The organism is Paraburkholderia azotifigens, assembly GCF_007995085.1.
In the GTDB taxonomy this organism is placed as follows: domain Bacteria; phylum Pseudomonadota; class Gammaproteobacteria; order Burkholderiales; family Burkholderiaceae; genus Paraburkholderia; species Paraburkholderia azotifigens.
In genome coordinates, this window is record NZ_VOQS01000003.1 from 2,024,873 (window position 1) to 2,038,927 (window position 14,055).

Annotated in this window: 13 protein-coding genes; 10 read left to right on the forward strand and 3 right to left on the reverse strand. The window is 62.3% G+C overall.

Translation table 11 applies throughout. From position 1 onward, the window contains the following. Positions 1-8 precede the first annotated feature (8 nt). Both FRZ40_RS26245 and FRZ40_RS26250 read right to left on the reverse strand, forming a co-directional pair. Positions 9-428, reverse strand: a complete 420-nt coding sequence (locus FRZ40_RS26245) for an Hsp20/alpha crystallin family protein (RefSeq protein WP_147236074.1) — start codon at positions 426-428, stop codon at positions 9-11. A 15-nt stretch (positions 429-443) separates the two neighbouring features. Beyond that, on the reverse strand, positions 444-884 hold the full coding sequence (locus tag FRZ40_RS26250) for an Hsp20/alpha crystallin family protein (RefSeq protein ID WP_028368971.1): 441 nt from the start codon (positions 882-884) through the stop codon (positions 444-446). A gap of 646 nt (positions 885-1,530) precedes the next feature. On the opposite strand from FRZ40_RS26250, the gene deoC reads away from it, so the two are divergent. From deoC to FRZ40_RS26290, 8 genes are all read left to right on the forward strand, one after another. Beyond that, positions 1,531-2,541, forward strand: coding sequence for a deoxyribose-phosphate aldolase (deoC, locus tag FRZ40_RS26255; protein ID WP_028368969.1), 1,011 nt, complete (start codon positions 1,531-1,533; stop codon positions 2,539-2,541). Between the two features lie 13 nt (positions 2,542-2,554). Next, complete coding sequence (locus tag FRZ40_RS26260; RefSeq protein WP_147236075.1) at positions 2,555-4,951, forward strand: aldehyde dehydrogenase family protein; 2,397 nt, start codon at positions 2,555-2,557, stop codon at positions 4,949-4,951. Between the two features lie 80 nt (positions 4,952-5,031). Next, positions 5,032-5,502, forward strand: a complete 471-nt coding sequence (locus FRZ40_RS26265; protein ID WP_147236076.1) for an RbsD/FucU family protein — start codon at positions 5,032-5,034, stop codon at positions 5,500-5,502. 5 nt (positions 5,503-5,507) lie between these two features. Then, positions 5,508-6,467, forward strand: coding sequence for a ribokinase (gene rbsK, locus FRZ40_RS26270; protein WP_028368966.1), 960 nt, complete (start codon positions 5,508-5,510; stop codon positions 6,465-6,467). A 50-nt stretch (positions 6,468-6,517) separates the two neighbouring features. Then, a complete protein-coding gene (locus FRZ40_RS26275) occupies positions 6,518-7,537 on the forward strand; it encodes an ABC transporter permease (RefSeq protein ID WP_028368965.1) in 1,020 nt (339 codons plus the stop codon). 100 nt (positions 7,538-7,637) lie between these two features. Continuing rightward, entirely contained in the window at positions 7,638-8,642 is a 1,005-nt protein-coding gene (locus tag FRZ40_RS26280) for an autoinducer 2 ABC transporter substrate-binding protein (protein WP_147236077.1), read from the forward strand. 77 nt (positions 8,643-8,719) lie between these two features. Further along, on the forward strand, positions 8,720-10,252 hold the full coding sequence (locus FRZ40_RS26285) for a sugar ABC transporter ATP-binding protein (protein ID WP_028368963.1): 1,533 nt from the start codon (positions 8,720-8,722) through the stop codon (positions 10,250-10,252). Position 10,253: 1 nt separating this feature from the next. Further along, positions 10,254-11,300 (forward strand): ABC transporter permease, encoded by a 1,047-nt coding sequence (locus FRZ40_RS26290; protein WP_035542923.1) that lies wholly within the window; start codon positions 10,254-10,256, stop codon positions 11,298-11,300. Between the two features lie 787 nt (positions 11,301-12,087). On the opposite strand, the gene FRZ40_RS26300 is transcribed toward FRZ40_RS26290, so the two are convergent. Next, positions 12,088-12,810 (reverse strand): DeoR/GlpR family DNA-binding transcription regulator, encoded by a 723-nt coding sequence (locus FRZ40_RS26300; protein WP_028368960.1) that lies wholly within the window; start codon positions 12,808-12,810, stop codon positions 12,088-12,090. A 308-nt stretch (positions 12,811-13,118) separates the two neighbouring features. Here FRZ40_RS26300 and FRZ40_RS26305 point away from each other — a divergent pair, with 308 nt between their 5' ends. Together FRZ40_RS26305 and FRZ40_RS26310 are read left to right on the forward strand one after the other, a co-directional pair. After that, positions 13,119-13,556 (forward strand): DoxX family protein, encoded by a 438-nt coding sequence (locus FRZ40_RS26305; RefSeq protein WP_147236079.1) that lies wholly within the window; start codon positions 13,119-13,121, stop codon positions 13,554-13,556. 138 nt (positions 13,557-13,694) lie between these two features. Continuing rightward, positions 13,695-13,967 (forward strand): hypothetical protein, encoded by a 273-nt coding sequence (locus FRZ40_RS26310; protein ID WP_147236080.1) that lies wholly within the window; start codon positions 13,695-13,697, stop codon positions 13,965-13,967. Positions 13,968-14,055 lie beyond the last annotated feature (88 nt).

The following is a 14,055-nucleotide window of genomic DNA, read 5'->3' on the forward strand; positions in this document are numbered from 1 at the left end:
CAGAACGCTTAGCCTGCGTTGACTTCGATTCGTCGCGGCTGCGCCTGTTCGCGGCGCGGAATGACGAGCTTCAGCACGCCGTCCTTGAGGTTCGCTTCGATCTTCGACGTATCGAAGTCGTCGCTGATCGTGAAGCGCCGCGCGAAGAAGAGCGCGCGCACTTCCGCATGCGAAAGCCGCACATTCGACGCTGCAGGCACAGCGGACTCGCCTTCGATCGTCAGACTGCCGTCGTGCACGCGAATGTCGAGCCTGTCTTTCGACACGCCTGGCAGATCCGCCCATAGCGTGACGGCCTTGCTGTCTTCGACGATATCGACGGGCGGCGTCACGGCCACGCGCCGTTCCTGTTCGCGCGCTGCGTTGCCATTTTCTGCAGTGCTCACTGCGCTCTCGTCGCGTTGGGTCACTTGAGTGTTGTCGCTCATGATTTCACCTCGAAATTATTGAACCGTGATCGCGCGCGGCTTCGACGCTTCGCGCCTGCCTACCCTGATCACCAGCAGGCCGTCGGTATAGCGCGCCTGCACGTTGTCGGGATCGGCCTGTTGCGGCAATTCGACGACGCGGCGGAACGTGCCGTTGAAGCGTTCCTGTGCATAGGCGCGCGTGCCTTCTTCCGCCGGCCGTGCCGCCGGGCGCTCGCCCGCGATGGTGAGCAGCCCCTTGTCGATCGACAGATCGAGCTTCGACAGGTCGATGCCGGGCGCGAATGCGACGATCTCGATGGCGTCCTCGGTCGTCGCGATGTTCAGCCGCGGAAACGCGCCGGCACGGCTCGAACGGATGCTGGCAGGAAAGCCGCCGCCGAATACGCCGGACACGTGCCGCTGCAAACGGTCGAGTTCGTTGAACAGATCGGTGCCGAAATAGAAGTCACTCATGATCGCTCTCTCCTCTGAGCGGCGAGGCGTGCCGGCTTGAGTGCGCCGGCGTGCCTGTCGTGCCGCGACATACGAAGTGGATATATGCAGCGCCGCCATGTCGATGCAGCAGCCGCCCCTGATAACTCGATAGATAGGAAGCCTGCGCAAGCTTTTCAAGTGCGATTTCCGCAAAAATCGGGCCCTTGAAAAGTGCGTGCGGCGGCCTTAAATGAATGCGTTTTGGCCCGGCGTCAAAACGCCGGACGTCGCTTCATACCCGACATGCCGCGAGCAGCGCGAGCCGTTGACATCGAAGGTCTTCGGCGCGCGATGCAAATTCGGGTTCGCGCCTGCCGCGCCAATGTCTTCGGATAGACATGCACGCGCTCCACCGTCGGCGGGCACATGCTCGCGGATGAGCCGCACAACAACACCGACCCCCCAAGCCCCATGTGACACCCTGGTGAAAACACCAATGCCGGCTGTCCATCCACCTCAAAGCCAAGCCAGTCAAGACCTTGCTCCGAATTCGGGGCGTCGCTGAAGGCTCGATGCGCTGGAAACAATCATAACGACGCTTGTTAGAATCCTCTCAAGCGATGTACGATGCATGCGAATAAACCATCAGCTGTTGCTGTGCATTGCACAAACCTGTGGACGTCTCATGCCTGAAGCTCCTACGCAGTCTTCGTCGGTGGTCGCGCTGCGGCGCGCGGCCCATCTTCATCCTGTACGCAATCCCGGCGTGCCTTTCGATCTCGCGTGGCTCGATGGGCTGCGCGTCAACCAGTCGGCTGTCGAGCGGCGCACGTCGACGCTCGGCACGCGCCGCACCGTCAAGAAGGACGCGCAGGCCGCATGGCTGCTGAAGGCCGTCACCTGCATCGATCTGACCACGCTCAACGGCGACGACACGGAAGGCCGCGTGCGGCGTCTGTGCGCGAAGGCGCGGCAGCCGGTGCGTGCCGATATCCTCGCCGCGCTCGACGTGCCCTCGCACAGCATCACGACGGGCGCCGTGTGCGTCTATCACCGCTACGTCGCGGCTGCCGTCGATGCGCTGCGCGGCAGCGGCATTCCCGTTGCCGCCGTGTCGACGGGCTTTCCCGCCGGTCTCATTCCGCATCCGCTGAAGCTGAAAGAGATTGAAGCGTCAGTGGCCGACGGCGCACAGGAAATCGACATCGTCGTCACGCGCGAGCATGTGCTCACGGGCAACTGGCAGGCGCTGTACGACGAAGTGCGCGAGTTCCGCGCCGCATGCGGCGAAGCGCATCTGAAAGCGATTCTCGCGACGGGCGATATCCAGACGCTGTCGAACGTCGCGCGTGCGTCGATGATCTGCATGATGGCGGGCGCCGATTTCATCAAGACGTCGACGGGCAAGGAAGGCGTCAACGCGACGCTCGACGTGTCGCTCGTGATGGCCCGCATGATTCGCGAGTACCACGCGCGCACGGGCATCCTGATCGGCTTCAAGCCGGCAGGCGGCGTGTCGAATGCAAAGACAGCGCTGGCGTACCAGATCCTGATGAAAGAAGAACTGGGCCGTGCCTGGCTCGAACCCGAATTGTTCCGCTTCGGCGCGTCCAGTCTTCTCGCCGATATCGAACGCCAGCTCGAGCATCACGCGACTGGCCGCTATTCCGCCTTCAACCGTCACCCCGTTGCCTGAGCAGACCGATCCCATGAGCGTAGCCGAGTATTTTTCATCGATGGAGTACGGTCCCGCACCGGAGGACGATCAACCCGCGCGCGCGTGGCTCGCGCAGCATGACGCGACGTTCGGTCATTTCGTCGACGGTGAATGGCGCGCGCCCGCAGCGGGCGAACGCTTCGCGTCGCATGAACCGGCGACGGGCGAATTTCTCGCGCAGGTCGCGCAGGGCGATGCAGCGGATATCGACGCCGCTGTCGCCGCCGCCCGCGCGGCCCAGCCCGCGTGGTTCGCGCTGGGCGGCGCGGGCCGCGCGCGGCATCTGTATGCGCTGTCGCGGATGGTGCAGCGTCACAGCCGTCTGTTCGCCGTGCTCGAAGCACTCGACAACGGAAAGCCGATCCGCGAGACGCGCGACATCGATATCCCCCTTGTTTCAAGGCACTTTCTGCATCACGCAGGCTGGGCGCAACTGCAGGACAGCGAGTTCAGGGACTTCGCGCCGCTCGGCGTGATCGGCCAGATCGTGCCGTGGAATTTCCCGCTGCTGATGCTCGCATGGAAGATCGCGCCCGCTATCGCGACGGGCAACTGCGTGGTGCTGAAGCCCGCCGAATACACGCCGCTGACGGCGTTGCTGTTCGCCGAACTCGCGCAGCGCGCGGGCTTGCCGAAGGGCGTGCTGAACGTGGTGACGGGCGACGGACGCACGGGCGCCGCGCTCGTCGAGCATCCCGGCGTCGACAAGATCGCGTTCACGGGGTCGACGGAAGTGGGACGCCTGATTCGCGCGGCAACGGCGGGCACGGGCAAGTCGCTGACGCTGGAACTGGGCGGCAAGTCGCCATTCATCGTGTTCGACGATGCGGATCTCGACGGCGCAGTGGAAGGTGTCGTCGACGCAATCTGGTTCAATCAGGGACAAGTGTGCTGCGCGGGCTCGCGTCTGCTCGTGCAGGAAGGCGTGGCCGCGCGTTTCATCGACAAGCTCAAGCGCCGCATGGCGACTTTGCGGGTCGGTCCGTCGCTCGACAAGAGCATCGACATCGGCGCGATCGTCGACAAGGTGCAGCTGGAGCGGATCGCGACGCTCGTCGAAGCGGGCCGCCGCGAAGGCTGCGAGATCTATCAGTCGACGGAAGCGAACGTACCGGCAGACGGCTGCTTCTATCCGCCGACGCTCGTCACGGGTGTCGCGCCTGCATCGACGTTGGCGCAGGAAGAAATCTTCGGCCCCGTCATCGTGACGATGACTTTCCGCACGCCCGACGAAGCTGTCGCGCTCGCCAACAACACGCGCTACGGCCTCGCGGCGAGCATCTGGAGCGAGACCATCGGCCGCGCGCTCGATATCGCGCCGCGCCTCGCGTGCGGCGTCGTGTGGGTCAACGCGACGAATCTGTTCGATGCCGCCGTCGGCTTCGGCGGCTATCGCGAGTCGGGTTATGGCCGTGAAGGCGGCCGCGAAGGGCTCTACGAATATGTGAAGCCGAAAGCGTGGCTTGCGCGTGACGAGCGTCGCCCCGTGCATCGCGTCACGTCGTCGTCGGCAATGCATGAAGCGCAGCCGGGCGCCGACGTGTTCGCAATCGACCGCACCGCGAAGCTCTTCATCGGCGGCAAGCAGGCGCGGCCCGACAGCGGCTATACGCTGCCCGTGTACGGCGCCGATGGTGAGATGGTCGGCGAAGTGGGCGACGGCAACCGCAAGGACATCCGCAATGCCGTGGCAGCGGCGCGCGGCGCGCAGAAGTGGTCGCAGGCCACCGCGCACAACCGCGCGCAGGTGATCTACTACCTGGCGGAAAATCTTGCCGTGCGCGCGCAGGAATTCGCGCAGCAACTGGTCAAACGTACGGGTGTCAGCGAAGCCGAAGCGCGTCGCGAAGTGGATGCGTCGGTGACGCGGCTCTTCACGTATGCTGCATGGGCCGACAAGTTCGACGGCGCGGTGCATGCGCCGCCGCTGCGTGGCGTCGCGCTCGCGATGAACGAGCCGCTCGGCGTGATCGGCGTGGCGTGTCCGGACGAAGCGCCGCTGCTGTCGTTCGTGTCGCTGGTTGCGCCCGCGCTCGCGATGGGCAATCGCGTCGTTGTGTTGCCGAGTTCGTCGAGTCCGCTTACAGTGACCGACTTCTATCAGGTTGTCGAGACGTCGGATGTGCCTGCTGGCGTGCTCAACATCGTGACGGGCGAACGCGGCGCGCTGCTCTCCGCGCTCGCGAAGCACGACGATGTGGATGCGCTGTGGTGCTTCGGCTCCGCGAAAGATTCGGCGCTGGCCGAACGTGAGTCGGTCGGCAACCTGAAGCGCACGTTCGTCGATCACGGCCACGCATTCGACTGGTTCGACACAGCGAGCGAAGGCCCGGCGTTTCTGCGCCATGCAACACAAGTCAAGAACATCTGGATACCGTATGGCGACTGATCGTGTTCTGATCGCCTGACAGGATCCGACAGGTTCCGAACGAACCATAAGCGCGCCAACCGAATAACGGAGGAGACAACGTGCTGAAGAATCTGGACCCGCTGTTGAACGCCGATGTGCTGCACGCGCTGCGCGCGATGGGCCACGGCGACGAACTGGTGATTTGCGACGCGAACTTTCCGGGCGATTCGGTCGCGCGGGAGTCCGTCACGGGCAAGCTGCTGCGGCTCGATGGGGTCGATGCGCCGCGCGCGATTCGCGCGGTGCTGTCGGTGTTGCCGCTCGATACGTTCGTCGACGACCCCGCGCTGCGCATGGAAGTGGTCGGCGAGCCGAACACCATTCCCGCCGTGCAGCGCGAAGCGCAGGATGAAGTGAACAAGGCCGAAGGGCGCGAAGTGCCGTTCGTCGGCGTCGAGCGCTTTGCGTTCTATGCGCGCGCCAGGAAGGCGTACTGCGTGATCGCGACGGGCGAACAGCGCGGCTACGGCTGCTTCGTGTTCAAGAAGGGCGTGCTGCTCGCGCCGGACGCTCCGGCTTCGAAGGGATGAGCACGATGGCCATGCAACAGAAAGAAGGCCGCGTCGTCATTCTCGGCATCTATGTGACCGACCTCACGTTCCGCGCGGACCGCATGCCGCTGATGGGCGAAACGGTCGCGGGCAACGCGTTCAAGATGGGGCCGGGCGGCAAGGGCTCGAATCAGGCCGTCGCGGCGGCGCGTGCGGGCGCGGATGTGGTGTTCGTCACGCGCATCGGCAACGACGCCTTCGGCGCGATTGCACGCTCCACGTGGGACGCCGAAGGCATCACGGCGCGGGCGTCGGTGATCGACGGCGCATCGACGGGCGCGGCTCATATTTTCGTCGACGACATCACGGGCAAGAACGCGATTATCGTCGCATCGGGCGCGGCGGGCATGATGAACGCGGGCGACGTCGATGCGATCGAAGCCGATATCGCCTCGGCGCGCGTGTTCGTCACACAGCTCGAGCAACCCGTTTCGGCTGCGCGGCGCGGACTCGAAGTCGCGCGCAAGCATGGCGTGACGACGGTGTTCAATCCCGCGCCCGCCTTGCCGCTCGACGACAGCATCTTTCCGCTGTGCGACTACATCACGCCGAACGAAACAGAGACGGCTGCGCTGACGGGCATCGAAGTCCGCAACGTCGACGATGCGCGCCGTGCCGCCGACGTGCTGCTCAAAAAAGGCGTGCGCAACGTGATCGTCACGCTCGGCGAAGCGGGCGCATTGCTGCACTCGGCCGGGCAATCGGTGTTCGTGCCCGCGTTCCAGTGCGGACGTGTGGTTGAAACGGCGGGTGCAGGCGATGGCTTCACGGGAGGTTTCGCGGCGGCGCTCGCGCGCGGCGCGGATGCCGTCGAAGCGATGCGCTTCGGATGCGCGCTGGCGGGCATTTCGGTGACGCGGCCCGGCACGGCGCCGTCGATGCCGATGCTCGCGGAAGTCAACGAAGTGCTGTCGCGGGCCGGTCATCCGCTTTCAACGCATTGAGCGCGTGCGCCGCACGATGCGGCGCGCAGCATGAAGGAGTTCGTTCCGACATGAAGTCCTCGCTTTTCGCCCGTGTCTTTCACGACCGGCAACTGAATTTTCTGCTGGCCGTCAACGTGCTCGTCGTGCTTCTCGCGACGTGGATTTCACACGGCCAGTTCGTTTCGATCGACAACCTTCAGTCGATGGGCGGCCAGTTGCCCGAACTCGGGCTGCTGGCGCTCGGCATCATGTTGTCGATGGTGTCGGGCAACGGCGGTATCGATCTGTCGGGCGTCGGGCTCGCGAACCTGTCGGGCATGGTCGCCGCGCTGATCGTGCCGAAGTTCATCAGTGGCGACGATTCGCCGATGCTCTATACGAGCGTGTTCTGTGCGATCGTCGTCTGCATGGGCGCGATTGGCGGCTTGATTAACGGCGTCGTGATCGCGCGTCTGCGTCTGACGCCGATTCTCTGCACGCTCGGCACGCAGTTGCTGTTCACGGGCTGCGCGGTCGTGCTGAGCAACGGCGCATCGGTGCATGTCGATTATGTCGAGCCGCTCTCGGATATCGGCAATGGCACGTGGTTCCAGGTGCCCATTGCATTCGTGATCTTCATCGCGGCCGTGGTCGTGCTCGGCTGGCTGCTGCGGCGCAGTCCGTTCGGCTTGCGGCTTTATCTGATGGGCACGAATCCGAAGGCGGCGTTTTACACGGGCATCCCGCGCGCGCGCATGCTGATCCTCACGTACGCGATGTGCGGCATCCTCGCGTCGCTCGCGGGGCTCATTAGCGTCACGCATACGTCGAGCGCGAAGTGGGACTACGGCAATTCGTATCTGCTCATCGCGATTCTGATTGCCGTGATGGGCGGCGTGAATCCGGCGGGCGGTTATGGCCGCATCGTCTGCGTGTTTTTCGCCGCGACGGTGCTGCAGTTTCTGTCGAGCTTCTTCAATCTGCTCGGCGTTTCGCAGTTTTTCGGCGATTGCGCGTGGGGTTTCCTGCTGCTGGCGTCGCTCGCGTTTGCGGGCGGCGAGCGGGTGCGCGCGATCTTCGGTTTCGCGCAGCCGAACCAGAGGCGCTAGCGCGGCATCAACGGTTTCAGCGGACATCGGGGCCCTGGATTTCCGCCGACATGCCATGAAGGGGCGACACCAAACGACGAAAGGCAAAGGAGACGAACACATGAAACTGACCCGACTGAGCGCCGCTCTCGCAACGGGCGCACTCGCGCTTGGCGTGATCGCCGCTGCGCAGGCCGCCACCAACGAAACGATCGTCACGGTCGTCAAGGTGACGGGCATCAACTGGTTCAACCGGATGGACGAAGGCGTCAAGGAGTTCGCGAAGGACAACCCCGGCGTGCAGGCGTACCAGACGGGCCCGGGCCGTGCCGACGCCGCGCAGCAGCTGAAGATCATCGAAGACCTGATCGCGAAGAAAGTCACGGCCATCGCCGTGGTTCCGTACGATCCGCCGACGCTCGAACCCGCGCTGAAGAAAGCGATGGATCGCGGCATCAAGGTCGTCACGCATGAAGCGGACAACGCGAAGAACACGATGGTCGACATCGAGGCATTCGACAATTCCGCCTACGGCGCGGGCCTGAACGAGCGCCTTGCATCGTGCATGAAGCAGGACGGCAAATGGGCTGTGCTGGTTGGCTCGCTCGGCAGCCGCTCGCAGGTGCAATGGGCCGATGGCGGCATCAACAACGCCAAGGCGAAGTACTCGAAGATGAATCTCGTCGAGCCGAAGCTCGAAACGAACAACGACGGCGAGAAGGCGTATGAAGTCGCGAAGGAAGTGCTGCGCAAGCATCCCGACCTCAAGGGCTTCCAGGGCTCGTCGTCGCTGGATGTGATCGGCATTGGCCGCGCCGTCGAGGAGGCCGGTCTGCAAGGCAAGATCTGCGTGTACGGCACGGGTCTGCCGACGGAAGCGGGCAAGTTCCTCGAAAGCGGCGCTGTGAACGGCATTGCGTTCTGGGATCCGAAGCTCGCCGGTCTCGCGATGAACAAGGTTGCGCAGATGCTGGTCGATGGCAAGACCGTGCAGAACGGCGCGGACCTCGGCATTCCGGGCTATACGAAGGTGACGGTCGAGAAGGGTCCGGGCAAGGGCATCATCGTGCGCGGCCAGGGCTGGGTCAACGTCGACAAGTCGAACTACAAGCAATACAACTTCTGATCGTCGCATGATGGCGTGCGGGCTTTGCAGGTGATGGTCCGCACGCTTCGATTTCATCTGGAGCACGGCTTTTCAGCATGAATCAACACGTATCCTCCACGCCGTTCCTGCAGGTGGCCGGCGTACACAAGCGGTTCACGGGCGTGCATGCGTTGCGCGGCGTGAGTCTGTCGTTCGAGCGCGGCCAGATCTATCATCTGCTGGGCGAAAACGGCTGCGGCAAGAGCACGCTGATCAAGATCATCTCCGGTGCGCAGCCGCCCGATGAAGGCGAGCTGATCATCGAGGGCGTGAGCCATGCGCGTCTCTCGGCGCTCGAATCGCTCGCGGCGGGCATCGAAACGGTCTATCAGGATCTGTCGCTGCTGCCGAACATGAGCGTCGCGGAGAACGTCGCGCTGACGTCGGAGCTTGCGGAGCACAACGGACGCCTCACGCGCACGTTTGACCGCAAGGCGCTCGCGCGCACGGCGGCGAAAGCGCTCGAAGCCGTCGGCCTGCCAGGCGATGCCGAATTTCAGGCGACGCTGATCGAACAGTTGCCGCTCGCGACGCGGCAACTCGTGGCGATTGCGCGCGCGATCGCGAGCGAAGCGAAGTTCGTCATCATGGACGAGCCGACCACGTCGCTCACGCAGAAAGAAGTGGACAACCTGATCGCGGTGCTCGGCAATCTGCGCGCGCAGGGCGTGACGGTGCTGTTCGTGAGCCACAAGCTCGACGAATGCTATGCGATCGGCGGCGAAGTGATCGTGCTGCGCGACGGCCAGAAGATGGCGCAAGGCCCGATCACCGATTACACGAAAGCGCAGATCAGCGAACTGATGACGGGCCGTCATCTGTCGAGCGAGCGCTATCGCGAAGGCGAAGTCGGCAAGGAAGTCGTGCTCGACGTGAAGGGCTATACGCGCGGCACGCAGTTTCGCGATGTCTCGTTCGCGTTGCATCGCGGCGAGATTCTCGGCGTGACGGGTCTGCTCGATTCGGGCCGCAACGAACTTGCGCGCTCGCTCGCGGGTGTTGCGCCGGCGGAGAGCGGCACGGTGACGCTCGAAGGCAGGTCGATCGTGCTGCGCACGCCGTCGGATGCGAAGAATCACCGGATCGGCTATGTGCCAGAAGACCGCCTGAACGAAGGGCTATTCCTCGACAAGCCGATTCGCGACAACGTGATCACCGCGATGATTTCGAGCCTGCGCGACCGCTTCGGGCAGATCGACCGCACGCGCGCACAGGAACTTGCCGAGCAGACGGTGAAGGACTTGCAGATCGCGACGCCGGGTGTCGACAAGCCGGTGCAGTCGCTGTCGGGCGGCAACCAGCAGCGCGTGCTGATCGGGCGCTGGCTCGCGATCGATCCGCGCGTGCTGATTCTGCATGGGCCGACGGTGGGCGTGGATGTCGGTTCGAAGGACATCATTTATCGGATCATGCAGAAGCTGTCGCAGCGCGGCATCGGCATCATTCTGATCAGCGATGACCTGCCCGAATTGCTGCAGAACTGCGATCGCATTCTGATGATGAAGAAGGGCCGCGTGGCGAGCCAGTATCGCGCGGACCAGTTGAACGAAGCCGAGCTGTATCACGCTCTGCTCTCAGAGGCTGCATGAGATGTCGTCTATCATGAACCGGACCATGACTACCCCCAACGTCGTCGAAATCGCGCCTGAAGTAAAGCCGCCCACGTGGCGCGCGAAGCTTTCGCGCAACCCGGAGTGGTTCACCGCGGCGCTGATCGTCGTGATGTGTGTGATCGTCGGCGCGATCAATCCGCGCTTCTTCCAGTTCGCAACGCTGTTCGATCTGCTGCACTCGGCGACGACGATGTCGCTGTTCGCGCTCGGCACGCTTGTCGTGCTGGCGTCGGGCGGCATCGACGTGTCGTTCACGGCGATCGGCGCGCTGACGATGTATGCGATTACGAAGGCTGTGTTTGCCTGGTGGCCTGATGCACCGTTCGCGTTGATTCTCGTTGTCGGCGCGTTGGGCGGGATCGTGCTGGGCGTGATCAACGGTGTGCTCGTGCATCGGCTGAAGGCGCCTTCGCTGATCGTGACGATCGGCACGCAATATTTATATCGCGGTGTGCTGTTGACGTTCGTCGGCACGACGTTCTTCATGAACATTCCGCATAGCATGGATCACTTCGGGCGTATTCCGCTGTTCTTCTATCACACGGCGGATGGGTTGCGGGCGGTGCTGCCTGCTTCCGTTATTGCGCTGGTTCTTGCTGCTGTCGTGACGTGGTGGCTGCTGAATCGCACGATGATGGGGCGTGGTGTTTATGCCATGGGCGGTAGTCTCGCAATTGCCGAGCGGCTTGGATATAACCTTCGCGCGATTCATCTGTTTGTGTTTGGTTACACCGGGATGCTGGCTGGGATTGCCGGGATTTTGCATGTGTCGAATAATCGGCTGGCTAATCCTTTCGATCTTGTTGGAACTGAGCTTGATGTTATTGCCGCTGTGATTTTAGGTGGTGCTCGTATTACGGGTGGCACGGGTACGGTCGTTGGGACGCTGCTCGGTGTCGTGCTCGTTACGCTCATTAATAGCGTGCTTATTCTCGTCGGGGTGCCTAGCACCTGGCAGAAGGTTATTATCGGCGCGTTTATTCTTGTCGCTGGGACGTTGTTTGCTTTGCAGCGCAAGGCGTAAGGGTTTTTTTGTTGTCTGCGACGCGTAGTTGCTAATTTTTGCTGCGCTGGCGGTTTGGCTTTTTGCTTCGCTGGCATCCGCGGTTTCGTAGCGGTGTTGCTAGCGTTGCCCCTGTGCGGGGCGGCACCTACTTTTCTTTGCAGCGGCAAAGAAAAGTAGGCAAAAGAAAGCCGCTCACACCGCCAGTTCTTGTGTTTGCCTGCGGGCCCTCTACGGGTCCCGCACTCCAGACGGCAGTCCTCTGTCTTACGCCCGTTGCCAGCGTGCTAACTCACGCATCCCCCACTTCACATTCCCGCGTCACGGACTGCGTTACCAAACGTCCACCGCCGCCCAGGTGGCAAACTGTGTGTAGGCAGTCGCGAGGGAACCGCACCACTCCGGACTGAAAAGCGGGATCGGTGTCGTAGGAGCGCAAACGTGTGCGGTGCGACAACCTACACACAGTTTGCCACCTGGGCGGCGCAGACGGATCGGTGCCGCTGGCTGCACTACGGGTGAATGGAGTGGGTGATGCGCCTGTTAGAGGCGTTGGCAACGCTCATGAAAAAGTGCGTTGCCGTGTGGAGTGCGGGACCTGTAGGGGGCCCGCAGGCAAACACAAGAACTGGCGGTGTTAGCCCGCTTTCTTTGCTTACTTTCTTTGCGGCGGCAAAGAAAGTGAGTGCCGCCCCGCACAGGGGCAACGCAAGAAGCACCGCTACGAAACCGCGGATGCCAGCAAAAAGCCAAGCCACGGATGCCAGCGCAGCAAAAAAAACGATGACCGCGTCGCAGACAAGAAAACTCACTTCTTAGGGCACACTTGTCCCTTCTCAGTGATGATAGAAGTGAAGTCCTCGACCTTGGAAAAGCGCACAGCCTTAACAACCCCAAACTTACTGCTATCGACAACGAGATGGCTTTCAACAGCACTAGCCATAGCAGCCTGCTTCAACGCGACTTCATGAAAATTCCAGCAAGTGACGCCTCGCGCGTCATCCACTCCGCCTGCGGAAATAAAGGCCTTATTGATCCCCATGCGTCGCAAAACCTCGATGCTCTCTTCGCCTGAAAACGAATCTGAAGAAGGCACATACACGCCGCCCAGCAGGATCATCCGCACATTCGGTTTGCGCCGCAAAATCTCCGCGACATTCAGCGAGTAGCACACAACGGTCACATGCAGATCGTTAGATATCAAACGAGCGAGCGTAGTGAGCGTCGTACCGCAATCGATGAACAGCGTCTCGTTGTTGCCGATCAGCTTCGCCGCAACCGCCGATGCCTCCGCCTTGGCCTGAGCGAAATGATCCTTCTCCTCCTCCAGCGAATAACCGGCCGTGTTCGGCACGTCCGTCGCGCTGACGATGTACCCGCCCAGATACGTGAAATGCCCCGGGCTCGCGGCAATGTCGCGGCGCACCGTCATCTCCGATACGCCTAGCAGCGTCGCCGCATCGCGCAGGCGCATCACGTTCTGTTTGGCGAGCGCATCGGCAAGCACGCGCAGACGTTCAGTTTTAAGCATGGAGATGGTCTCTTTAACGCGAGATTGAGCGAGGACGTGGCGCGTTATATTTTGTTCGATTTCCTGAGAGGATTATAACAAGTCCGTGCATGAGCTTGCCGATGAATTTGCTCAATCACCAGGCGATCTGCGTTGTCGTTTCGACATCGGTGTCTGTGTTTTCGCGGATCGAATTCGGGGCGTGTCAGATTCAGCTTATGTCGATCGCCTTGGAAAAGCAGGGTATTCCACTTATTCTGACTGCAGCGCCCGGGAACTGATGACGTGCGGCCCGGTCTTCTGCTTAATTCAAATCAGGAGCCACATCCATGACGCGTCCCGTCGATTCCGGCGTAATCCTTCTTGCCCGTCTTGCGCTTGCCGTGCTTTTTCTGTGGGGCGGCGTGATGAAACTAATCGGCTATGCGGGCTTCGTCGGATATTTGCAATCGAAGGGCGTGCCGTTCGTGCAAATTGCCGCGCCGATTGCGACGGCCGTCGAGCTGCTGGGCGGCATCTTTCTGGTGGTTGGCTTCAGAATTCGCGCGCTCGGGCTGTTCATGGCCGCGTACACGATCGCAACGGCCGTGCTCGGACACGACTTCTGGAATATCACCGATGCCGCCGTCCAGCGCGACATGATCATCCATTTCTGGAAAAACGTCGGTATCGCCGGCGGCTTCCTGCTGCTATTCGTGACGGGCGCGGGGCGCTTCAGCATCGACGGTGCGCGCGCGCCGCGCAGCGGACTTGGCAGCAGCCTGTGATCGTTGCGCGTGCAGCGGCGTGCGATTCGAAAAGCGCGAAGCGTCTGCGTCTGCAGGCCGGCGCAAGAGCGGGCATCATTCGTGCACCATTCCACACGCAGCATCTGGGCAAGCCAATTCGATTAAAAGGAGCACGCGATGATTCAAGCTTTTGACCAGACGATCAACGGCACGGTCATGCAGTTTTGCGCGAGCATCGGCGAAGGGCCGGTGCTGCATCGCGTGATCATCAGCCGGGCCGATTCGGCCGAAACGCTGGTGATCCTCGACGCAGCCGGATTGATCAGCTCGATCAAGGCGGAAATCGAAGAGCCGGAAAAGCTCGTCGCCGATGCAATTCGCAAGGTGCAGAGCGATGGGCTTATCGAAAAGGCGCTCGATACGGGCGTCATTCAGGAGGCGTCGCTGTAATACCTGCCGCCGTTTTTGCACACCGTTTTTCACATAATTACACCCACGATGGCGCGCGCCTCGTGGGTGTTGTGTTTTCAGGGCTTCA